The following is a 20,992-nucleotide window of genomic DNA, read 5'->3' as shown; positions in this document are numbered from 1 at the left end:
GGATGAATCCGCACCCTACGGTTGTTAATTAGCCCTTTTTCGCCAGCAGGCGCGGGATTTCGCGCAGGCACCAGGCTTTGGCTTCGCCCATGCTGTCGCGCCGCCATGCCATGATGATATCCACTTCGCGGGTATATTCCGCACTCACCACGCGCAAGCGTCCTTCGGCAATATCCTGCTCCACCAGCGAATAGGGCATGGTTGCCACACCCAGCCCTGCCAGCAGCGCACGGCGTTTGTCATCCATGCTGCTTACCGTCAGACGTTGTTGTTTATCCAGCAGCTGCACAGTCAGCACCGGACGTTCACGGGCGGTATCGGCGACGGCAATGCCGCGATATTTGACGCGCGTGACTTCAGATTGCGGCTCGGCTTCCTGATGAATGGGATGATCCGGGCTGGCCACATACACGCTCATCATGCTGTACAACTTACGGGTGTTGATTTCAGTTGAGGCGCGGAAATGCATATCCGGCGCAATCACGATATCGGCGCGACCCTGCTCCAGCCGCTCCCAGGCACCGGCCAGCACTTCGGTGACCAGTGAAATCTGCGTGTTGGCTTTGTCCGCCAGTTTGGTTACCAGCGGGAACAGGTGTTCAGTCGGCACCAGCGCCTCGGTGACGATGGTGAGATGGGTTTCCCAGCCGCGTGCCAGCGCTTCGGCATCGGTGGTGAGTTTATCGGCGGCTTCGAGCAACACCCGGCCACGTTCCAGCAACATGCGGCCGACATTGGTGAATTTGGTGCGATGGCCGGAGCGGTCAAACAACACCACATCCAGCTCCTCTTCCAGCTTCTGCATGGTGTAACTCAGGGCTGAAGGCACGCGTCCCAGCTCGTCGGCCGCTGCCGCAAAGCTGCCACGCCGGTCAATAGCATCCATCACACGTAAAGCTTCAAGGGTTAACGCGCGCTCTTTTGCCATGCCGATTCTCTGTCAGGAAATTTGAACATGCCGGGCAGATTAACTGGCTAACAATCCGGCGTCCAGCCTTTTACCATAATCCTATAAATCTGCGGCGTATCATCCCGCAGAGCGTCGGAGGTAAATCATGATGACAACCCGCTGCGCGTCAGCATGTGGCCAGGCCGATTTCGGTTGGTTGCAGGCGCGATACAGCTTCTCATTTGGCCACTATTTTGACCCGAAACTGATGGGCTATGCCTCGTTGCGTGTGCTCAATCAGGAAGTGCTGGCACCCGGTGCCGCCTTCCAGCCACGTACCTATCCACAGGTTGATGTGCTCAACCTGGTGCTACAGGGTGAGGCGGAGTACCGCGACAGTGACGGTAACCATATCATCGCCCGTGCCGGTGAAGCGCTGCTGCTGTCGGCGCGCCAGGGCGTGAGCTATAGCGAAATCAACCTCAGCAAAGATCAACCGCTGACCAGGATGCAGCTGTGGCTGTCAGCCTGTCCGGAGCGTGAGAATCCGCTGTTGCAGAAAATGGCGTTGCCAGAGCAAACCGCTTTCCTGCTGGCCTCGCCAGATGGCGCAGAAGGCAGCCTGCAACTGCGTCAGCAGGTGTGGGTACATCAGGTGACGCTGGCACCCGGTGAGCAGCACAGCGTGAAGCTGCATGGGCCACGCGCTTATCTGCAATCGATCCACGGTTCGCTTGATGTGCTGGCCAGCAGCAATCATCAGGAAAAACTGAGCTGCGGTGATGGTGCGTTTCTGGCGGAAGAACAGCAGATTACGCTACAGGCTAAAACGCCGTTGCGTGCGCTGGTGATTGATATTCCGGTGTGAAAAAAGGGCGGCTGATGCCGCCCTTGAAAGGTTATTTCAGAATGGTAAACGCGGTGGTGACGTGCTTCACGCCGCTCACCCGGCTGGCAAGATCGGCCGCCGCAGTCGCTTCCTGCTGTGTCACTAACCCTAACAAAAACACTTCGCCGTTTTCGGTGGTCACTTTCACGTTCGAGGATTTCACCTGATCGCTGCCCAGCAGCTGAGAACGGATTTTGGTGGTGATCCAGGTGTCGCTTGAGGATGTACCCAGGCTGACTTTCTGGCCGGTACGGATTTCGTTGTAAACCTCGGTGGCACCATCAACACCCATGGCGATCTGTTTAGCGCGGTTCGACAGATCCGCCGACGGCGATTGACCGGTCAGCAGCACTTTGCCCTGATAGGCCGTCACCACCACGCGCGCCTGGTTTTTGATTTGCGCATCTTTCGCCAGCGCGTTGGTCACACGCAGTTCCAGCGTACCGTCATCAACCTGAGTGCCCACGGTACGTGGGTCAGTGGCGGTTTTGGTCGCAACTGCAGCGCCGCCAGCGACCACGGCAACGCAGCCCTGCAACATCATGGCGGTTAAAAGAATGGCGACAGCGTTCAATGCTTTCATCTTAGCTCCTTCAGTCATTCCTGGTGGGGGAACAAGGTGTTATCAATCAAATCGCACAGGCAATTCAGCGTCAGCATATGCATCTCCTGAATGCGCGCACTGCGATGAGACGGAATGCGAATTTCCACATCGTGCGGGCCGAGTAGCCCAGCCAGCTCACCGCCGTCGTAGCCGGTCAGCGCCACGATGGTCATATCGCGTGTAACCGCAGCTTCCACCGCTTTGATAATGTCGCGGGTGTTGCCACGGGTGGAAATGGCCAGCAGTACATCACCGGCCTGACCAAGCGCTCGCACCTGCTTGGCGTAAATTTCATCGTGCAACCGATCGTTGCCAATCGCCGTCAACATCACGTTGTCGGCACTCAGCGCCAGCGCGGGCAGGCTGGGGCGCTCGGTCTCAAATCGGTTAATCATGCTGGCAGCAAAATGCTGGGCATTGGCCGCTGACGCGCCATTGCCACAGCTCAGGATTTTGTTACCACTCAGCAGCGACTGCACCAGCGCCATCGCCGCACGGGAAATGGCATCCGGCAGCGCCTCGGCGGCAGCGATTTGAGTCTGAATACTTTCGGTAAAACACGCTTTAATTCTGTCCTGCACAAGACCACCTGGTTCTACACATCCGCATGAAAGGCATCGGGCAGCCACTCCAGCTCGTGGCCGGTGATGGCAATGATGTCAAAACGGCAATTCACCGTAGCAAAACTGCCGTTACGTCCCAGCAACCATAGCGCGGCTGCACGGAGTAGCTTTTGTTGTTTCTGACGCGTCACGCTGGCGGCAGCACCGCCAAAACGCCCATCGCGCCGATAGCGCACTTCGACAAATACCCAGCAATCGCCATCCTGCATGATGAGATCCAGCTCACCGATGCGGTAACGGACGTTGCTGGCAACCCAGCGCAGCCCGGCGCGCTCCAGATAGCGACGCGCCTGCTGCTCCTGCTCAGCGCCAATGCGCTGGCGGTTTACTGTACCGGAACGATCTGTCCCTGACGATACTGGTTCCATGCCAACTTCCTGTTGATCACGCAATCCGGGGTGGCGCTCAGCTTACCGGTATTGCCATCAATGGCGAAACCCGGTACCTGACGCATCTGGTTAAAGTGGTTCGCCAGCGTCCAGGCATCAATGCCCATGGCGTACAGGCGCACCAGCGAGTAATCGTTGTTAAACGACTTCGCTGCCTGCTGCATCAGCGCCGGGTTGGTGCCGGACAGCAGCGGAATATCGCTGAATTGCAGGCCATCCATCTCCAGACGGAAGTCCGGGCCAGCACCGGCCTGGAAGCTGCGCGAGCTGGCATACAGCGCGATATTGCTGCGGCTGCTGGTACGCATCGCAATCATCGGTTTGATCAGCTGCAGTTCATCCTGACTGGCAACGATATAGACCGAGTCAAGGCTGCCACCGCTGGCATCCGCTACCGGGGCGCTGGTCTGCGGTGCCGGAATGGTCAGTCCGGCAATCGACACGCCTTGTGACTGTGCCGGTTCGACGATAAGCGGCGTACCACTCAGGTTAATACCGGCACCGCTGTTGATGCCCTGCTTCAGCTCGCCCACTGAACCAAAGCGCTGTTGCAGCACGGTGGAGCCGCCCAGCGTCTGCCATTCCTGCGCAAAGGCTTTGCCGACGCGATCGCCGTAGCTGTTACGTGGCAGCAGCAGTAATGGCTGGCGTTTGCCCTGGTCCCACATATGGTGGGCGGCATCACGCGCTTCGTCTTCAGGAGAAAGCGCAAAGTAACAAATATTCGGATGGTTCTGGATCTGTTCTGGCTCGTTCAGCGCCAGTACGTTAAGCGGTGAATTGCTGTTCGCCACGGTTTCGACGTCGCTTTTCAGCAGCGGACCCACCACGATGGTCGCGCCATCCTGCTGTGCCTGCTGCATCACCTGCTGAATCGGCTGGCTGCTGGTGTCGTACACCTTAACCTGGGCATTGCTGTCGGCTGCACTGGCCACCGGGGCCGGTGTTGCAGGGGCAGGGGCAGGGGCAGGGGCTGGCGGTTGCGCGTTTTGATCCGGCGTGACGGCAGCGGCGGCCGGACTGACCACGGCATTATTGTCGGCTGGGGCTGCAGGCGTCGCTGCGGGCTGTTGCTGGGCGCTGGCATCGCCAGTGGCCGGTGTGGCTGTGGGTTGCGGCTGCGGTGCGGGTGCGGCGGTTAACACGCCGTTTTTCGCATCGTTAAAGCCTTTCTGAATGGCGTTGGCGAAGATCTGCGCCTGACCATTCAGCGGCAGCAGCAGCGCAATGGTGCTGGTAGAGGCTTTGCTGAAGTTCTGCACCTGGCTTAACGCGGTCGGCAGCGTTTTTGACGCCGGGTTCACCGGATAACGTGTCTGCCAGTCTTTAATCGCGGCTTTCAGCATCTCCGGGTCCTGGCTGTTGGTATGCCAGGTATTCAGCAGGTCCAGCCAACCCTGCAACGTATTCTCGTCGGCGTTGATCACCAGGTTATTGGTCTGGTCCTTGGTCATTTGCGTCAGCGCCTGCCAGGTGGCGTCGATATTGCTCTGGTGGTCGGCCCCTTGCAGCAGCGGTTCCTGAGCAATATAGGCGCGTAGCAGTGCCAGCGATGGACGATTCTGAGCGGCAGCGATTTGCAGACCGTAGAAGCGTGCCTGCTGATCCTGTGACATGCCCGTGGTTTTCAACTGGCCCAGTAGCTGCTGTGCGCCATTAAAATCCTGCTGACCAATCAGCATCTGCGCACGCAGCAGCTGGAGTTCCTGTTGCTGCACATCCGACAGTTGCTGCGGCAATTGTTTGATCTGATCGCCAGCCTGTGGATACTTTCCTTCCTTCAGCAGGGCACGGATGGCAAGTAATTGCCAGTCGGTCTTGCTATCATCGCTACTTTGCTGCACCTGCTGCAGATAATAGTCAGAGCGGCCCGTCGCTGGCCCCTGAATATTGACGTTAGATGTTTGCTGCGGTCCCTGGCCGCTACAGGCGGCTAAAATCAATCCAGCGAGAAGAACAGGTACCAGGCGTCCTGCTTTATGACGTACGACTTTTGAAGGAAGCATACTGTATCCAGTGATGTTTTTTTCAAGATGCTCAATATTAAATCGGCAATTCGGATGAAACAATGAAACAACTCGATCGGGCAGACATTTCTGCCAGCACGCTCTATATCGTTCCTACCCCGATCGGTAACCTGGGTGATATTACGCAGCGAGCGTTAACGGTGCTTGCGAGCGTCGATCTGGTCGCTGCGGAAGATACACGTCATACCGGGCTGTTGCTACAACATTTCGCCATCAATGCGCGACTGTTCGCACTTCACGACCACAACGAGCAGCAGAAAGCTGAGGTGCTGCTGGCCAAATTGCAGGAAGGCCAGAGCATTGCGCTGGTTTCCGATGCGGGCACGCCATTAATTAACGATCCTGGCTACCATCTGGTGCGTCGCTGTCGTGAAGCTGGGGTCCGCGTAGTGCCGTTGCCGGGTGCCTGCGCGGCGATTACAGCATTAAGCGCAGCGGGATTACCGTCCGATCGTTTCTGTTACGAAGGGTTTCTGCCCGCCAAAACCAAAGCGCGCTGTGATGCACTGCGGGCGTTGGCCCAGGAGCCGCGTACGCTGATTTTCTACGAATCTACCCACCGCTTGATCGATAGCTTACAGGATATGGTGAGCGAACTGGGGCCGGAGCGTTATGTGGTGCTGGCGCGTGAAATCACCAAAACCTGGGAATCGCTGCACGGCGCGCCGGTGGCTGAGCTGCTGGCGTGGGTGCTGGAAGATGAAAACCGTCGTAAAGGTGAGATGGTGCTGGTGGTGGAAGGGCATAAGGCGGATGAAGAGGCCTTGCCTGCCGAAGCGCTGCGTACCCTGGCGCTGCTGCAGCAGGAGCTGCCATTGAAGAAAGCGGCTGCGCTGACGGCGGAAATCCACGGTGTGAAGAAGAATGCACTGTATCGCTACGCACTCGATCAGCAAGAGGCGTGACAAACGACGTCGGATCGCCTATTATCCCGCGCCGAAGCTGACCAGACAGTCGCCGCTTTGTCGTCGTCCTTCTTCGGAGGGAGACGGGCAGAGGGGAGGAAAGTCCGGGCTCCATAGGGCAGGGTGCCAGGTAACGCCTGGGGGGCGCAAGCCTACGACCAGTGCAACAGAGAGCAAACCGCCGATGGCCCAGTAATGGGATCAGGTAAGGGTGAAAGGGTGCGGTAAGAGCGCACCGCGCGGCTGGCAACAGTTCGTGGCACGGTAAACTCCACCCGGAGCAAGGCCAAATAGGGGTTCACAAGGTACGGCCCGTACTGAACCCGGGTAGGCTGCTTGAGCCAGTGAGCGATTGCTGGCCTAGATGAATGACTGTCCAAGACAGAACCCGGCTTATCGGTCAGTTTCGACTCTTCAAAAAGACGCCCACAGGTGAAAGCCTGTGGGCGTTTTACTTTGTGCACGCGAAGATGAATGACTGTCCAATCCACTCTTCATGAAAAGAACGCGGCTTATCGGTCAGTTTCGACTTTTTACGCAAAAAACCACTTCGGCGGTTTTTTTGCGTTTTAAGCGTTGCCGTTAGCCCCGGCCGTGCGGTTCGTTCCAGTCAAACGCCGGTCCCAGTGAAATCACGCCACTCGGGTTAATGGTTTTATGGCTGCAATAATAATGATGGCGAATATGCGGCAGGTTCACCGTCTCAGCAATGCCTGGCATCTGGTAAATATCACGCAGGAAGCCGTTGAGGTTGCGGTAATCGCTAATATGATGGCGGTCGCATTTGAAATGGGTGACATAGACCGGGTCAAAACGCACCAGCGTGGTCCACAGTCGCAGGTCAGCCTCGGTTAACTGATTGCCGGTGAGATAGCGATGCTGACCAAGAATCTGCTCCAGGCGCGCCAGGGAATGAAACAGCGCGGTGACCGACTCATCGTAAGCCGCCTGTGAGGTGGCGAAACCCGATTTATACACGCCATTGTTTACCGTGTCGTAAATCCAGCCATTCAGCTCATCAATTTGTGGTCGCAACGCTTCCGGGTAGTAATCCCCGGCCCGCGCGCCCTGCGCATCAAAGGCGCTATTCAGCATGCGGATGATATCGGCGGATTCGTTGCTCACAATGGTGTGCTGCTGCTTATCCCACAGCACCGGTACGGTGACGCGTCCGCTGTAGTGCGGATCGGCATGCAGATAGAGTTGATACAGATATTCGTTCTGGTACAGCGAATCACCCGTGGCGTCAGGAAAATCGTCGTCGAAGGTCCAGCCGTTTTCCAGCATCAGCGGATGCACTACCGAGACGGAAATCATCTCTTCCAGTCCCTTGAGTTTACGCATCAGCAGGGTGCGATGCGCCCACGGACAGGCGAGTGAAACATATAAATGGTAGCGATCACGTTCGGCGGCAAAACCGGCGTTGCCGGTGGGGCCTGCGCTGCCATCGGCGGTGACCCAGTTGCGCCATACCGCTTCTGTGCGTTTGAAGCGGCCACCGGTTGACTTCGTATCATACCAGGTGTCATGCCAGACACCGTCAATCAGTTGTCCCATAAGCCCTCCATAAAAAAATGGGGCGAGGAATATCCTCGCCCCTTTTCAGTATATGCTGCGTTCAGCTTGCGCGCTTAGCGTGCGGTCGCGGGCTGCAAACGCTGACGAATCACGCGGTCGATGCTGTAAGCACCCGGACCGACCAGGCCCAGCACCAGGAAGCCACCTGCGATTGACAGGTTTTTCATAAACATCAGCTGGTTAACACCTTCTGCGAAGTTGCTGTGGAACAGGAACGCCGTCAGGATGGTGAAGCCCGCAGTAAACAACGCGGTGAAACGGGTCAGGAAACCAAACAGAATCGCCAGACCACCACCCAGTTCGAGCAGAATGACCAGCGGCAGCAGGAAGCCCGGCACGCCCATAGATTGCATGTACTGTGCGGTGCCCGAGTAACCGGTGAGTTTACCCCAGCCTGCGGTGATAAACAGAATGGTCATGAGAACGCGTGCCAGCAACAGGCCTGAATCTTCGAATTTTTTCATCATCTACTCCAACAAGGATTTTGTTGCAGGTTGTTGGCCTGCAGGGTCTTATTCCCGCCGAATAACGTGTGGTAATTCATTGGGCTGATGGCTGAAGATGATAATCGCGGTCTGGAAAGGTTGTAAGCGAGATAAACTGTCGATGTTATTCAGGAATTCTGAAAAAGGATGAAGCGGACCTGAAGAAGGTCCGTTGAGGGAAGGGGGAATTCAGCGTGGCGGCAGGGCGGATTTGATCATCCGCCAGGTGCTCCACAGGCCAAATCCGCGTTTTGCCCAACGCAACAGGCGATTAGGGCTGCGGATCGACCAAATCGCCAGCGCGCTGCTGCCAATCGCCAGATAACGTCGCAGGCTGAGGAAAGTGAGCCAGCCACGATCATAGTGCGCAGTGCCTTCCAGCCAGTCACGACGCGCAGCGCTCAGATCCAGGCGCTGCTGCTGCACCTGGTTAAGCAAGGCGTGAATACGTGCTTCGCGCTCGCGGCGGCTCATGAGCGATGCTCCTCCAGCAGTTGGCGATCGGTTTCCAGCTCTTTACGCGTATGGCGCAGCAGCGTGGACTGGCGTGATTTACGTAGCGTCCAGAGACCAAAAATCAGCGCCAGCAGAAACAGCACAGCAGTGGTAATGGCAATCGCCATCAGCCGATATTGCGCATCGACCGCCCAGATGATCAGCACCATCAGGCTCATCAAGCCGAAGGCGGTAAACAGCATGGTCAAACCCACCATCATCAGCATCTGAATCAGGTTGGCTTTTTCCTCTTCCAGTTCCACCACTGCAAGCCGGATACGTGTCTCAACGATGCTGACCAGCGTGGTGACAATACGCTGACCAATGTTGATGACCCCTTTGCCTGGGCCGTGGCTTTGCTGACTGTCACTCATCATTAACGCCGTGAAATCAGAATGCCGATGATCACGCCCACCGCTGCACCGATACCCACGCCGTGCCACGGATTTTCGCGCACGTAGTCATCCGCTTTGTGTGCCGCTTCACGGGTTGATTGCGCCAGGCGCTCCCCCGATTCTCCCAGACGTTCACGCGAGTTATCCAGCGCGTCACGCGCTTTCTGCCGCAGCTTATCCAGCTCGGTTTTCGATTTTTCACCGGTGCTGCTCAGAACCTCTTCCAGCGTATCTGCCAGGTTTTTCAGTTCCGCACGCAAATGTTCTGATGTTGTTTCTTTAGCCATAACAATCTCCATTTACATCATAAAGTTATATCCGATTAGTAGCGCTCAGCTTCGAGCTGTTTCAGCTCATGCTGCGCCTCTTCCAGCTTGCGCTCGCGTTTCGCAATCTTCTCTTTGTCATTACCTTTCTGGCGCTCTTCTTTCAGTTCACGTTCACGTTCAGCCACATCATGTTTTTGCGCTTCGATCCGTTCATGATGTGCCGCCTTCAGTTTTTCATCGGTGCAGCTGGCGCGGACTTCGGTCAGCGCGCGCTCCAGCCCGTTTACACGGCGCTGGTTATCATGTTGCTTTGCCATACCGATTTCGCGCTGAATATCCTGCTCCTTTTGCTGGCACAGTGACTCTGCTGCCAGCAGTGAGCCGGAGAGGGAGAAGAGAACAGCACCCAGGAGTAATTGACGTTTCATCAGGTTAATACCTTCCATTGTGAATGACCTGCCGCAAACCGGGCAGGAGAGGCATCCCAGCTTGTCTTGTGCTCACGCTACCTTTAAGAATAGACAGCAGATGAAAAAATTCAAAGAAGACGCGGGGATAGCGAGGATGAAGGAGTCGCCTGAGGGGTAAACAGGCGACATTGCTTAGCTATAAGTCGGACGATTAGTGTCCTGATTCTGCTGTGAAGCCTGATGACCCGCAGCCACGACAAAGCCTTGTGGCAACAGACGACGTAGCACTTTTTGTGCCGCCAGACTCTGTTCTTCGTTTTCGAAGTGAATCACCAGCGCATCGCCAGACGGCGTAATGCTTTTGATACGCACGCCCTGGGCAGACAGTTGCTGATAGAGATAGAAGCCATCCGGCAGCGCCGTGCCGTTATGGGCAACGCGGATTTTCACCACGGTTTCATGGTTGAGTAATGCCGGGGCAAGGGTTAACGCCAGCAGTGCCAGTGCACCACCCAGCAGCCACGGCAGCAGGCGTTTGGGAATCAGATTTTTCATTACTGTGATTTCCCGTTTTGATCAGACTGACGTTTACGCCACAGCACCACCAGGGAACCTACCAGACCGATTACCAGCAGTACCAGCGGCAACATCATCAGGCAGAACATCAGTTCGTCTTCATAACGACGGAAAATCGGTGTTTTGCCGAGCGCAAATCCCAGAACGGTAAGAATCAGCACCCACAGCAGGCCGCTCACCCAGTTGAAGAACTGAAAACGTGCATTGCTGAGACCGGATAATCCGGCGATGGTGGGTAGCAGGGTGCGGACAAACGCAATAAAGCGACCAATCAGCAGCGCGGAGAGGCCATGACGGTGGAACAGGCTATGTGCGCGCTGATGATATTGCGCGGGCAGATGCGAGAGCCATTTTTGCACCGTGGGCGTATTGCCTAGCCAGCGCCCCTGAATATAGCTAACCCAGCAGCCAAGGCTGGCACCGGTGGTCAGAATTAGCAGAGTAAGAGGGAAACCCATGGTGCCTTTCGATATCAGTACGCCAACCAGAATCAGCAGGCTGTCACCAGGCAGAAAAGCGGCGGGCAGCAGGCCATTCTCAAGGAATAAAATCATGAACAGCACGCCATAAATGGCCCACACCAGCGTCGGGTCGGAGAGGGTTTCATAATCCTGCTGCCATAAGGCATGCAGCAATGCCTGCAAAATATCCATCAATCGGTCCTGAACATCATTGTTAACGTGCCCATCGGGCTGGAGCACAAGCTGGCGATTTGGTTATGCATTTTAGGAGCGCAGCTGAGCCGGATTTTCCGGGTCCTTCCAGAATTGATTGTTAAATCAGCAACTTTTTAATGCCCTTGTCGCAAAGGGTAAGAAAAGGGCGATAACTGTAACAAAAATCATAAATCTGAGACAGTAGAAAGTACCCATTGCACAGGAGTTTTACCTTTTGACGCAGCTGGTCCAAAGGAGCTTTACATGAGCTGACATTATTGCAGATTAACTGACTTAACCGCCTGGAAATCCAGCAGAATCAACGGGAATTGTCAGTACCTTCCGGCAGGATGACCGGATTTTCAGCAAACATGTAACGGTCAACATTGAACTCAAAATCGTCTGCGGTAGCGTTGAACAACATCTGTTTAGTATTTTCCAGATGTTGCCACATAGCCAGCTTGCTGGCGGCGGGATCTTTGCGGATTAATGCTTTCATGATCTGGTCGTGATCGTCGCACCAACTGAGGATGTTGCGCTGATCAATATGCTCATGCAGCTTCAGCCAGTAGGGGTTATGCAGGCGATGCAGCCACATTTTCTCGACAATTGCGGCTAAAGCGCTGTTTTGCGTGGATTGGGCGATGCGGACATGGAACTGCATATCCCATTCGGAATCGCGGAAATGGTCTTCCTGACGGGCTTTTTCCTGAATCGCCATCAGTGCCATGATGTCCTGGCGTGTCACCTGGGTGGCGGCAAATTCCGCCACATTGCTCTCAATCAGCTGGCGGGCCTGGAGGAGTTCAAACGGGCCAAAACTGGCAAATTCCAGCTGGCTGGAGGTGACAATGCGGTTCTGCTGCTGGCTGGCAATGACATGAATACCGGAACCCTTACGCACTTCCACGTAGCCTTCCACTTCCAGCATGATGATGGCTTCACGCACCACGGTGCGACTCACCTGCATCTCTTCGGCGATCAAGCGCTCGGCTGGCAGTTTTTCACCCACCGGGTATTCACCGGCTTCGATGCGGCGTTTCAGCTCGCTGGCCAGTTGCTGATAAAGGCGACGGGATTCGGTCAGGTCCATGGCACGGTTCCGTATTACGACAAAAAGTTGAGTTGTTATACCACTTCAGCCGGACGGAAGAAATGGGCTGGCTCACACCAGCCCAGGGAGATTAACTGCGGGCGGCTGCGGTTTGTGCAGGAATTGCGCTTTCCAGCTCGGAAACCGGTTTATTTTTCAGAACGGTCCAAATCACCACTGCGCCGATCAGGTCAAAGACTGCCAGTGCGGCGAACAGCGGGCTGAAGCCCAGCGTATCGGCTAACGCACCGACCACCAGAGCAAACAGGGTGCTGGCAGTCCATGCGGCCATGCCTGTCAGACCGTTGGCGGTCGCCACTTCATTACGACCAAACACATCGGATGACAGGGTGATCAACGCACCGGACAATGCCTGATGCGCAAAGCCGCCGATACACAGCAAACCAATCGCCACGTACGGGCTGGTAAACAGGCCGATGGTGCCGGGGCCGATCATCAGCACCGCGCCCATGGTCACCACCAGCTTACGTGAAACGATCAGATTGACGCCGAACACGCGCTGAAAAAACGGTGGCAGATAACCGCCGATAATGCAGCCAAAATCGGCAAACAGCATTGGCATCCAGGCAAACAGCGCAATTTCCTTCAGGTTGAAGCCGTACACCTTGAACATAAACAGGGGAATCCAGGCGTTGAAGGTACCCCAGGCCGGTTCGGCGAGAAAACGCGGCAGCGCAATGCCCCAGAACTGGCGGTTACGCAGAATCTGACCCACCGACATTTTGCTGCTGTTACCGGTCTGATGCTGGACTTCCTGGCCAGCAATAATGTAGTGACGCTCTTCTTCACTCAGTTTGTGCTGCTGCTTCGGATGCTTATAAAACACCAGCCAGCACAGCGCCCAGATCATGCTCAGCACACCGGTGATGATAAACGCCATCTCCCAGCTATGCGCCACGATGGCCCACACCACCAGCGGCGGTGCCAGCATGGCACCAATCGATGAACCGACGTTGAAATAGCCCACCGCTACGGAGCGTTCTTTGGCCGGGAACCACTCGCTGCTGGCTTTTAATCCAGCCGGAATCATCGCCGCTTCGGCGGCACCCACGGCACCACGCGCCAGGGCAAAACCGCCCCAGCTACCGGCAAACGCGGTGGCGGCGCAGAAGATGGCCCAGAGTATGGCAAATACGGCATAACCCACTTTGGTACCCAGCATGTCCAGGACATAACCGGCGACCGGCTGCATCACCGTATAGCAAGCTGAATAAGCGGCGACGATATATGAATATTGCTGAGTGGTGATGTGCAGCTGAGTGGCTAGCGTGGGTGCTGCTACGGCAATGGTATTACGCGTCAGGTAACCGAGCACAGTGCCCATCGTCACCAGCCCAATCATGTACCAGCGTAGCCCTTTGATCTTACGCATCATTAACCTCTTCCAGTTTGTCGTTGCGGCTTTGCCGCTGTAGTTATCTGGAGCGGGACTGCACGTGATACAGCTCTCTTCACGCCCGCAGGCGCACAAACTGCCGCCTTATTTCCTTGCCTGTGCCATCGGTCTGGCATTGATGGAGCGAGAGATTAACTTGTTATACAACTTTAAAAGTTGAGAGCTATCACAAAAACCCTTAAAGCTGTGTGTGATACTGTTATGCAACGTAATAACAGCCATTTAGCGGCATTGGTGCGGCTTTTTTGTCCATATCCACACTAAAAAGCTGTCATTAATGTGAGGTGTATCGCAAAGAATTTTGCCGTTTACTAAAATTGGTATGATAACTTTGTGTCATTAGCCGACAGGCTACAAAAATGAGGAAGCAGGTATGCCGCGTTTTATGAGTGAGGATTTTTTACTGGATAGCGAATTTGCGCGTCGTCTCTATCATGACTACGCCAAAGACCAGCCGATTTTCGATTATCACTGCCATTTGCCGCCGCAGCAGATCGCCGAAAACTACCGCTTTACCAACCTCTATGACATCTGGTTGAGGGGTGACCACTACAAGTGGCGAGCGATGCGCGCCAATGGCGTACCGGAAGCCCTGTGCACCGGTAACGCCAGCGATCGCGAAAAATTTAACGCCTGGGCGCGCACCGTGCCGCACACCATTGGTAATCCGCTCTATCACTGGACGCATCTCGAACTGCGTCGTCCGTTCGGCATCACCGATGTTCTGTTGTCTGAGCAAACGGCAGACCGCATCTGGGACAGCTGCAACGCATTGCTGGCACAGGATGCGTTCAGCGCCCGCGGCATCATGCAACAGATGAAGGTCAAAATGGTCGGCACCACTGACGATCCGCTCGACGATCTGCGCCATCACCACGCGCTGGCACAGGACGCGAGTTTTAACGTCAAAGTGCTGCCGAGCTGGCGTCCGGACAAAGCCTTTAATATCGAGCTGGAGACTTTCCTGCCGTGGATCCAGCGTCTGGAGCAGGTAGCGGATGTCAGCGTGCAGCGCTTCGACGATCTGCGCCGCGCCTTAAGCAAACGTCTCGACCACTTTGCCGCTCACGGTTGCAAGGTTTCTGACCACGCGCTGGATGTGGTGGTGTATGCCGAAGCGGATGAAGCCACCCTCGATAGCATTCTGGCGCGTCGTTTACAGGGTAGTGCGCCGTCGGCAGAAGAAACCGCGCAGTTCAGAACGGCGGTGCTGGTGTGGCTGGGCAGCGAATATGCCCGTCGTGGCTGGGCACAGCAGTATCACATCGGCGCGTTGCGTAACGCCAACCGCCATCACTTCGAATTGCTGGGACCGGACACTGGCTTCGATTCCATCAATGATGCGCCGCTGGCAATCCCGCTGGCACGTCTGCTGGATGCGCAAAACCGCCAGAATGGTCTGCCGAAAACCATCCTGTATTGCCTGAATCCGCGTGATAACGAAGTGCTGGCCACCATGGCCGGGAATTTCCAGGGCGAAGGCGAGCCGGGCAAGATGCAGTTTGGTTCCGCATGGTGGTTTAACGATCAGCTGGATGGCATGCAACGTCAGATGACCCAGCTGGCGCAGATTGGCCTGCTCAGCCGCTTTGTCGGCATGCTGACAGACAGCCGCAGCTTCCTGTCTTACACCCGCCACGAATATTTCCGCCGCCTGTTGTGCCAGATGATTGGCAACTGGGTAGAACGCGGTGAAGCACCCGCAGACGAAGCGCTGCTCGGACAGATGGTACAAAACATCTGCTTCAACAATGCGCGTGATTACTTCGGCATAGAGTTAGGAGCCTGATGATGCAGCGGCTTAACCGTCACGATTTTCCCGGCGCTCACTATACCGATCGCGTCATTCAGTTCGGGGAAGGTAACTTCCTGCGCGCCTTTATCGACTGGCAGCTTGACTGGCTGAATGAACATCAGGGCACCGATGCGGGTGTAGTGGTGGTGCGGCCGCGCAACAGGGAAGTGCAGGATTCACTGAATCAGCAGGATGGATTGTATACCACGCTGATTCGCGGGCTGGATGCGGCGGGTGAGCAGGTCAGTGCCACCCGCCTGATTCGCAGCCTCAACCGTGAAATTCAGCCTTATCAGCAGTTTGACGATTTTCTGGCGCTGGCACGCGCCCCGCAGATGCGTTTTGTTTTTTCGAATACCACCGAAGCCGGTATCGCATTTGCTGAACAGGACCAACTGGACGATGCGCCAGCCTCCTCCTTTCCCGGCAAACTGACCCAGCTGCTGTGGGCACGCTACCTGCATTTTTCCGGTGCCGCCGATAAAGGCTGGTTGATCGTTCCCTGTGAATTGATTGATTACAACGGCGATACGCTGCGCGAGCTGGTGCTGCGTTACGCCGAACACTGGCAACTGCCCGAGGCGTTTGCCCAGTGGGTTCAGCAGCATTGTGCGTTTTATAACACCCTGGTGGACCGTATCGTCACCGGTTTTCCGGCTGACGCTGATGAAATCGCTGCCCAGCTGGGCTACGAAGATCGTTTCCTGGTGGCGGGCGAGGTTTATTACCAGTTCGTGATTCAGGGGCCGGATGCGCTGGCGCAGGAACTGAAGCTGGCGGCGCTGGCACCGGAAGTACGGCTGGTTGACGACATCACACCTTATAAAGCGCAGAAAGTGGCGATCCTCAATGGCGCGCACACCGCGATGGTGCCGGTGGCGTTTCAGGCGGGTCTGGAGAGCGTGGGCGAAGCGATGGATGATGCGCAGATCGCCAGCTTCGTTGATGAATTGCTGCGTAAAGAAGTGATTCCAACGCTCGACCTGCCGCCTGCGGAGCTGCATGCCTTTGCCGACGCGGTACAGCGTCGCTTCCGCAATCCCTTTATTCGCCATGCGCTGCTGTCGATTGCGCTGAACGGCATGACCAAATTCCGCACCCGGATTCTGCCACAGCTGTTGCTGGCGCAGCAAAAACAGGGCAGCTGGCCGCCACGTCTGACCTTCGCCTTTGCGGCGCTGCTGGCGTTTTATCGTGGCAAACAGGGCGATAAAAACTGGCCGCTACAGGACGATGCCCACTGGCTGCAACGCTATGCTGAGCTGTGGCCAGCGCTGGAAGCGGATCAGCAAACCCCGGAGCAACTGGTACGCGCGGTACTGAGCGACACCAGCCACTGGGGCGAAGATTTAACCCGGCAGCCAGGATTGGTGGCTGCGGTAAGCCATCACCTGCAAAACATCATCGTTCATGGGATGCGAACGGCGCTGACACAACTGAGATAACGCTATGCAAGATGCGATAAGAATACATTCACGCGATAACGTCGCCGTGGCGTTGCGCGATTTGGAAGCCCATACCCAGGTTGAAATCAATAACGTGCGTGTTGAGTTGCAGCAGGCGGTAGGACGCGGGCATAAATTTGCCCTGCAACCGCTGGCAACCGATGCGCTGGTGATCAAATACGGATTACCCATCGCCCATGCCACGACACCGATCGCCGCAGGCGAAATTATCCATTCACAGAACGCCCGGACCAATTTGAGCGATCTGGATGAATATGATTATCAGCCTGATTTTATTACGCTGCCGCCGCAGGCCGGGGATCGCGAGGTACAAATTTATCGACGCGCCAATGGTGAAGTAGGGATCCGCAATGAACTGTGGATCCTGCCGACAGTGGGCTGCGTTAACGGCATCGCCCGACAGATCCTGCAACGTTTCCTGAAAGAGACGGATGATGCGGCAGGGATCGACGGTGTGCATCTGTTCAGCCATCCGTTTGGCTGTTCGCAGCTCGGCCAGGATCATGAAAACACCCGTACCATGTTGCAGAACATGGTGCGACACCCCAACGCCGGGGCGGTGCTGGTGATTGGCCTTGGTTGCGAGAACAATCAGGTTGATGTGTTCCGCGACACGCTGGGCGGCTTCGACAGCGATCGTGTGCAGTTTATGGTGTGTCAGCAGCAGGATGATGAAGTCGAAGCGGGGCTGGAGCGGTTGCATACGTTGTATAACGTGATGCGTCATGACCAGCGCCAGCCGGGCAAATTGAGCGAACTTAAATTCGGCCTCGAATGTGGCGGGTCTGATGGCTTTTCCGGCATCACCGCCAACCCGATGCTGGGGCGTTTCTCCGATCAGATGATTGCCAACGGCGGTACCACGGTGCTGACCGAAGTGCCGGAGATGTTTGGCGCCGAGCGCATCCTGATGAGCCGCTGCCGTGATGAGTCCACCTTTGATAAGACCGTGGCGATGATTAACGACTTCAAACGCTACTTTATCGATCATCAGCAGCCGATTTACGAGAACCCTTCACCGGGTAATAAAGCCGGGGGCATCACCACGCTGGAGGAAAAATCGCTCGGCTGCACGCAAAAAGCCGGGCAGAGCCAGGTGGTGGATGTGCTGAAATATGGCGAGCGGCTGAAAACGCCAGGTCTGAATCTGCTGAGCGCGCCGGGCAATGATGCGGTCGCCACCAGTGCGCTGGCGGGGGCGGGCTGTCATATGGTGCTGTTCACCACGGGTCGTGGTACGCCTTATGGCGGCTTTGTCCCGACGGTGAAAATTGCCACCAATACGCAACTGGCGGAGAAGAAGCCCCACTGGATTGATTTTAATGCCGGACGGCTGATTGAAGGCATGAGTATGGAGGCGATGCTGGCGGATTTTGTCGACATGATTGTCGCCATTGCCAACGGTAAACCCAGCCGTAATGAAGCCAATGATTTCCGCGAGTTAGCGATTTTTAAAAGCGGCGTCACATTGTAAAGGCCGTAGCGGCGCGATTTATCGCGCGGGTTTTAACCCACTACGCGCGATAAATCGCGCCGCTACGAGAATATGCGTAAATCAGGCTGCCGCGCGTGCTTCACGCTCCGCTTCGGCCTGACACACCGCGGCGGTAAACAGAATATCCGTTGAGGAGTTCAGCGCGGTTTCGGCAGAATCCTGCAACACGCCGATAATGAAACCGACCGCCACCACCTGCATTGCCAGGTCATTGGGAATACCAAACATATTGCAGGCGACCGGAATCAGCAGCAACGAACCGCCAGCGACGCCCGAGGCTCCACAGGCGCACAGCGAAGCCACCAGGCTAAGCAGAATCGCAGTGGGCACATCGACAGAAATCCCCAGCGTATGTACAGCAGCCAGCGTCAGCACGGTGATGGTGATCGACGCCCCGGCCATGCTGATGGTGGCACCCAGCGGAATTGAGACGGAATAGGTGTCTTCATCGAGGCCCAGACGTTTTGCCAGTGCCATATTCACCGGAATATTGGCTGCCGAACTGCGGGTGAAGAAGGCAGTGACGCCACTTTCACGCATGCAGGTGAAGACCAGCGGGTAGGGATTGCGGCGGATTTTGTTAAACACCAGCAGCGGGTTAACCACCAGCGCCATCAGCAACATACAGCCGATCAGCAATGACAGCAGGCTGGCATATTCCCACAACGCATCAAAACCGGTTGAAGCCAGAATCGACGCCACCAGGCCAAAAATCCCCAGCGGGGCGCAACGGATCACGCAACGAACTACCCAGGTAGCGGCATTCGAGGCGTCGTTGAGAAAGGCTTTGCTGCTCGGGCTGGCATGACGAAACGCCAGACCCAGGCCCAGCGCCCACACCAGAATGCCGATGTAATTGGCGTTCATCAGCGCTTCAATCGGGTTCGACACCATGCTCATCAGCAGGCCATGTAACACCTCGGCAATACCGGAGGGCGGGGTGATTTCGGTCTTGCCGACATTCATCGACAGCATCTGCGGGAACAGATGGCTGAACACCACCGCAACGATGGCCGCGAAAAATGTGCTCAGCAGATACAGCATAATGATTGGGCGGATATTGGTTTTTTGCCCCTGCTGGTGATTGGCAATCGACGAGATCACCAGCACCAGAACCAGCAACGGAGCCACCGCTTTCAGGGCGCGAACGAACAACTCACCCAGCAGGCCAACGGCCAGCGCCGCATCGCGCGAAAACCAGGCCAGTGCCACACCGGCAATCAGTCCCAGCATAATTTGTTTTACCAGGCTGCCTGCGAACAGCGCGCCGAGTCGTCCAATGATGTTTGTTTGCATATCACGATCTTTTTATATGTCGGTAATAAGTTTGCTGCGCAGAATCACCGCGCGGCGATAGTGTAGCTGGCGGAGTATAAGGAAAACATTCGATGAAGAAAGAGATAATTCTGCAGTTTGTGGTGGGTGTGGATTTTTGATCTGCTGATGATGTCGATGGTTGCAGAATATCGGCAGGAGGGTGGGTTATATCGCAAAATAAAGCAGGGGCGATTAACGCCCCTGTAGCAGATTATGATGAGATCTTCTTCTGGTCGTTTCTGCGGTTAACCCAGGCATTAATCAGCAGTGTCCCCCCCAGAATCACACCAACCACCGTCAGCGAGACGGCGACCGGGATATGGTAGAACTCAACAATCAGCATCTTGATACCGATAAACACCAGCACGATGGCCAGGCCGTATTTCAGCATTGAGAAGCGTTCTGCTACGTTGGCCAGCAGGAAGTACATGGCACGCAGACCGAGGATAGCGAACAGGTTTGAGGTCAGAACGATAAAGGGATCGGTGGTGACGGCAAAGATAGCCGGGATACTGTCAACGGCGAAGATGACGTCGCTCAGTTCCACCATGATCAACACCAGCAGCAGCGGGGTGGCGAACAACACGCCGTTTTTGCGGGTGAAGAACTTCTCACCTTCCAGACTCTCGGTCATGCGCAGGTGTTTACGCAACCAGCGCACCAGCGGCTTATCGCCCACCGCATTGTCATCATCCTCTTTCGCCAGCGCCATCTTCAGGCCGGTGAACAACAGGAAGGCACCGAAGATATACAGAATCCAGCTGAACTGCGTGACCAGCCAGCTGCCGCCGAAAATCATGATAGTACGCAGTACGATCGCACCCAATACGCCGTAGATCAGTACACGGCGTTGCAGCTGGGCCGGAATGGCAAAGTAGCTAAACAGCATCAGCCAGACGAAGACGTTATCCACCGCCAGCGCTTTTTCCAGGATGTAGCCGGTAAGGAAGGCGAGGGTTTGTGCCGTTGCCACTTCGCGCCCGGCACTGCCGTCGAGATACCACCAGAATGCGGCGCTGAACAGCAAGGAGACGGAGACCCAAATCAGCGACCAGATTGCCGCCTGTTTGAATGACATGGTTTGTGCGCCGCGACGTCCCTGGAGCAAGAGATCAATCGCCAGCATGATGAACACTACAACGGCAAAACTGCCCCACAGCAGTGGCGTGCCTACAGTTTGCATAAACGTATCCTGTCCTGAAAATAAAAAAGGCCGAAG

Annotated in this window: 22 protein-coding genes and 1 other RNA gene; 6 read left to right on the top strand and 17 right to left on the bottom strand. The window is 55.9% G+C overall.

Features of this window, described 5'->3' with window-relative positions; translation table 11 throughout:
• Positions 1-28: 28 nt before the first annotated feature.
• Positions 29-928 carry a LysR family transcriptional regulator gene (locus HA50_RS18255; RefSeq protein ID WP_084877047.1) on the bottom strand — a complete coding sequence of 300 codons (900 nt, stop codon included), beginning with the start codon at positions 926-928 and terminating at the stop codon, positions 29-31.
• A 127-nt stretch (positions 929-1,055) separates the two neighbouring features.
• Here HA50_RS18255 and HA50_RS18250 point away from each other — a divergent pair, with 127 nt between their 5' ends.
• Positions 1,056-1,757 (top strand): pirin family protein, encoded by a 702-nt coding sequence (locus tag HA50_RS18250; RefSeq protein WP_084877044.1) that lies wholly within the window; start codon positions 1,056-1,058, stop codon positions 1,755-1,757.
• A 31-nt stretch (positions 1,758-1,788) separates the two neighbouring features.
• On the opposite strand, the gene dolP is transcribed toward HA50_RS18250, so the two are convergent.
• The 4 genes from dolP to HA50_RS18230 are packed head-to-tail and all read right to left on the bottom strand — an operon-like array spanning position 1,789 to position 5,400.
• A complete protein-coding gene (gene dolP, locus HA50_RS18245) occupies positions 1,789-2,361 on the bottom strand; it encodes a division/outer membrane stress-associated lipid-binding lipoprotein (RefSeq protein ID WP_084877041.1) in 573 nt (190 codons plus the stop codon).
• Between the two features lie 14 nt (positions 2,362-2,375).
• Entirely contained in the window at positions 2,376-2,963 is a 588-nt protein-coding gene (gene diaA / locus HA50_RS18240; protein WP_084877038.1) for a DnaA initiator-associating protein DiaA, read from the bottom strand.
• Positions 2,964-2,977: 14 nt separating this feature from the next.
• A complete protein-coding gene (locus HA50_RS18235; RefSeq protein ID WP_084877035.1) occupies positions 2,978-3,373 on the bottom strand; it encodes a YraN family protein in 396 nt (131 codons plus the stop codon).
• Entirely contained in the window at positions 3,331-5,400 is a 2,070-nt protein-coding gene (locus tag HA50_RS18230; RefSeq protein ID WP_084877032.1) for a penicillin-binding protein activator, read from the bottom strand. Before HA50_RS18230 ends, HA50_RS18235 begins: the two co-directional genes overlap by 43 nt.
• Before the next feature lie 62 nt (positions 5,401-5,462).
• On the opposite strand from HA50_RS18230, the gene rsmI reads away from it, so the two are divergent.
• Both rsmI and rnpB read left to right on the top strand, forming a co-directional pair.
• Complete coding sequence (gene rsmI / locus HA50_RS18225) at positions 5,463-6,326, top strand: 16S rRNA (cytidine(1402)-2'-O)-methyltransferase (protein ID WP_084877029.1); 864 nt, start codon at positions 5,463-5,465, stop codon at positions 6,324-6,326.
• A 33-nt stretch (positions 6,327-6,359) separates the two neighbouring features.
• An RNA gene (gene rnpB / locus HA50_RS18220) (RNase P RNA component class A) lies at positions 6,360-6,738 on the top strand.
• 170 nt (positions 6,739-6,908) lie between these two features.
• Here rnpB and HA50_RS18215 read toward each other — a convergent pair.
• The 10 genes from HA50_RS18215 to HA50_RS18170 form a co-directional block, all read right to left on the bottom strand.
• Entirely contained in the window at positions 6,909-7,883 is a 975-nt protein-coding gene (locus HA50_RS18215; RefSeq protein ID WP_084877026.1) for a glutathione S-transferase family protein, read from the bottom strand.
• A gap of 74 nt (positions 7,884-7,957) precedes the next feature.
• On the bottom strand, positions 7,958-8,368 hold the full coding sequence (locus HA50_RS18210; protein ID WP_084878607.1) for a DoxX family protein: 411 nt from the start codon (positions 8,366-8,368) through the stop codon (positions 7,958-7,960).
• Between the two features lie 210 nt (positions 8,369-8,578).
• A complete protein-coding gene (locus HA50_RS18205) occupies positions 8,579-8,863 on the bottom strand; it encodes a YqjK-like family protein (protein WP_084877023.1) in 285 nt (94 codons plus the stop codon).
• Positions 8,860-9,258 carry a phage holin family protein gene (locus HA50_RS18200; RefSeq protein ID WP_208617298.1) on the bottom strand — a complete coding sequence of 133 codons (399 nt, stop codon included), beginning with the start codon at positions 9,256-9,258 and terminating at the stop codon, positions 8,860-8,862. The genes HA50_RS18205 and HA50_RS18200 overlap by 4 nt, the downstream gene beginning before the upstream one ends.
• A gap of 2 nt (positions 9,259-9,260) precedes the next feature.
• Complete coding sequence (locus HA50_RS18195) at positions 9,261-9,566, bottom strand: ElaB/YgaM/YqjD family protein (protein ID WP_084877018.1); 306 nt, start codon at positions 9,564-9,566, stop codon at positions 9,261-9,263.
• A gap of 35 nt (positions 9,567-9,601) precedes the next feature.
• The gene (locus HA50_RS18190) at positions 9,602-9,976 is read right to left on the bottom strand and encodes a DUF1090 domain-containing protein (RefSeq protein ID WP_139810959.1); all 375 of its coding nucleotides are present in this window, start codon (positions 9,974-9,976) and stop codon (positions 9,602-9,604) included.
• A gap of 174 nt (positions 9,977-10,150) precedes the next feature.
• A complete protein-coding gene (gene mzrA / locus HA50_RS18185) occupies positions 10,151-10,513 on the bottom strand; it encodes an EnvZ/OmpR regulon moderator MzrA (protein ID WP_084877012.1) in 363 nt (120 codons plus the stop codon).
• Positions 10,513-11,187, bottom strand: a complete 675-nt coding sequence (locus tag HA50_RS18180) for a DedA family protein (RefSeq protein WP_084877009.1) — start codon at positions 11,185-11,187, stop codon at positions 10,513-10,515. The genes mzrA and HA50_RS18180 overlap by 1 nt, the downstream gene beginning before the upstream one ends.
• A 322-nt stretch (positions 11,188-11,509) precedes the next feature.
• Positions 11,510-12,283: a transcriptional regulator ExuR gene (gene exuR, locus HA50_RS18175; protein WP_084877006.1), complete on the bottom strand. Its 774-nt coding sequence runs from the start codon at positions 12,281-12,283 to the stop codon at positions 11,510-11,512.
• A gap of 91 nt (positions 12,284-12,374) precedes the next feature.
• On the bottom strand, positions 12,375-13,676 hold the full coding sequence (locus tag HA50_RS18170) for an MFS transporter (RefSeq protein WP_084878605.1): 1,302 nt from the start codon (positions 13,674-13,676) through the stop codon (positions 12,375-12,377).
• Between the two features lie 397 nt (positions 13,677-14,073).
• Here HA50_RS18170 and uxaC point away from each other — a divergent pair, with 397 nt between their 5' ends.
• Genes uxaC through HA50_RS18155 form a run of 3 tightly spaced genes read left to right on the top strand, consistent with a single transcriptional unit; the run spans position 14,074 to position 18,435 of the window.
• Complete coding sequence (uxaC, locus tag HA50_RS18165; RefSeq protein WP_084877003.1) at positions 14,074-15,489, top strand: glucuronate isomerase; 1,416 nt, start codon at positions 14,074-14,076, stop codon at positions 15,487-15,489.
• Positions 15,490-15,491: 2 nt separating this feature from the next.
• Positions 15,492-16,940, top strand: a complete 1,449-nt coding sequence (locus HA50_RS18160; protein WP_084877001.1) for a tagaturonate reductase — start codon at positions 15,492-15,494, stop codon at positions 16,938-16,940.
• A 4-nt stretch (positions 16,941-16,944) separates the two neighbouring features.
• The gene (locus HA50_RS18155) at positions 16,945-18,435 is read left to right on the top strand and encodes a UxaA family hydrolase (protein ID WP_084876998.1); all 1,491 of its coding nucleotides are present in this window, start codon (positions 16,945-16,947) and stop codon (positions 18,433-18,435) included.
• Between the two features lie 81 nt (positions 18,436-18,516).
• On the opposite strand, the gene sstT is transcribed toward HA50_RS18155, so the two are convergent.
• Both sstT and HA50_RS18145 read right to left on the bottom strand, forming a co-directional pair.
• Positions 18,517-19,752, bottom strand: a complete 1,236-nt coding sequence (gene sstT, locus HA50_RS18150) for a serine/threonine transporter SstT (protein ID WP_084876995.1) — start codon at positions 19,750-19,752, stop codon at positions 18,517-18,519.
• 232 nt (positions 19,753-19,984) lie between these two features.
• Entirely contained in the window at positions 19,985-20,956 is a 972-nt protein-coding gene (locus HA50_RS18145; protein ID WP_084876993.1) for a TerC family protein, read from the bottom strand.
• Positions 20,957-20,992 lie beyond the last annotated feature (36 nt).

This window comes from Pantoea cypripedii (assembly GCF_002095535.1).
GTDB classification, from domain to species: domain Bacteria; phylum Pseudomonadota; class Gammaproteobacteria; order Enterobacterales; family Enterobacteriaceae; genus Pantoea; species Pantoea cypripedii.
The sequence above is the reverse complement of the archived record's forward strand: the minus strand, read 5'-3'. Positions and strand labels throughout refer to the sequence as shown.

What these genes read in the sequence shown, in the direction of transcription:
- HA50_RS18255 (WP_084877047.1), bottom strand. Translation starts at nt 928, where the DNA reads ATGGCAAAAGAGCGCGCGTTAACCCTTGAAGCTTTACGTGTGATGGAT.
- HA50_RS18250 (WP_084877044.1), top strand. Translation starts at nt 1,056, where the DNA reads ATGATGACAACCCGCTGCGCGTCAGCATGTGGCCAGGCCGATTTCGGT.
- dolP (WP_084877041.1), bottom strand. Translation starts at nt 2,361, where the DNA reads ATGAAAGCATTGAACGCTGTCGCCATTCTTTTAACCGCCATGATGTTG.
- HA50_RS18235 (WP_084877035.1), bottom strand. Translation starts at nt 3,373, where the DNA reads ATGGAACCAGTATCGTCAGGGACAGATCGTTCCGGTACAGTAAACCGC.
- HA50_RS18230 (WP_084877032.1), bottom strand. Translation starts at nt 5,400, where the DNA reads ATGCTTCCTTCAAAAGTCGTACGTCATAAAGCAGGACGCCTGGTACCT.
- rsmI (WP_084877029.1), top strand. Translation starts at nt 5,463, where the DNA reads ATGAAACAACTCGATCGGGCAGACATTTCTGCCAGCACGCTCTATATC.
- HA50_RS18215 (WP_084877026.1), bottom strand. Translation starts at nt 7,883, where the DNA reads ATGGGACAACTGATTGACGGTGTCTGGCATGACACCTGGTATGATACG.
- HA50_RS18210 (WP_084878607.1), bottom strand. Translation starts at nt 8,368, where the DNA reads ATGAAAAAATTCGAAGATTCAGGCCTGTTGCTGGCACGCGTTCTCATG.
- HA50_RS18205 (WP_084877023.1), bottom strand. Translation starts at nt 8,863, where the DNA reads ATGAGCCGCCGCGAGCGCGAAGCACGTATTCACGCCTTGCTTAACCAG.
- HA50_RS18200 (WP_208617298.1), bottom strand. Translation starts at nt 9,258, where the DNA reads ATGAGTGACAGTCAGCAAAGCCACGGCCCAGGCAAAGGGGTCATCAAC.
- HA50_RS18195 (WP_084877018.1), bottom strand. Translation starts at nt 9,566, where the DNA reads ATGGCTAAAGAAACAACATCAGAACATTTGCGTGCGGAACTGAAAAAC.
- HA50_RS18190 (WP_139810959.1), bottom strand. Translation starts at nt 9,976, where the DNA reads ATGAAACGTCAATTACTCCTGGGTGCTGTTCTCTTCTCCCTCTCCGGC.
- mzrA (WP_084877012.1), bottom strand. Translation starts at nt 10,513, where the DNA reads ATGAAAAATCTGATTCCCAAACGCCTGCTGCCGTGGCTGCTGGGTGGT.
- HA50_RS18180 (WP_084877009.1), bottom strand. Translation starts at nt 11,187, where the DNA reads ATGGATATTTTGCAGGCATTGCTGCATGCCTTATGGCAGCAGGATTAT.
- exuR (WP_084877006.1), bottom strand. Translation starts at nt 12,283, where the DNA reads ATGGACCTGACCGAATCCCGTCGCCTTTATCAGCAACTGGCCAGCGAG.
- HA50_RS18170 (WP_084878605.1), bottom strand. Translation starts at nt 13,676, where the DNA reads ATGCGTAAGATCAAAGGGCTACGCTGGTACATGATTGGGCTGGTGACG.
- uxaC (WP_084877003.1), top strand. Translation starts at nt 14,074, where the DNA reads ATGCCGCGTTTTATGAGTGAGGATTTTTTACTGGATAGCGAATTTGCG.
- HA50_RS18160 (WP_084877001.1), top strand. Translation starts at nt 15,492, where the DNA reads ATGCAGCGGCTTAACCGTCACGATTTTCCCGGCGCTCACTATACCGAT.
- HA50_RS18155 (WP_084876998.1), top strand. Translation starts at nt 16,945, where the DNA reads ATGCAAGATGCGATAAGAATACATTCACGCGATAACGTCGCCGTGGCG.
- sstT (WP_084876995.1), bottom strand. Translation starts at nt 19,752, where the DNA reads ATGCAAACAAACATCATTGGACGACTCGGCGCGCTGTTCGCAGGCAGC.
- HA50_RS18145 (WP_084876993.1), bottom strand. Translation starts at nt 20,956, where the DNA reads ATGCAAACTGTAGGCACGCCACTGCTGTGGGGCAGTTTTGCCGTTGTA.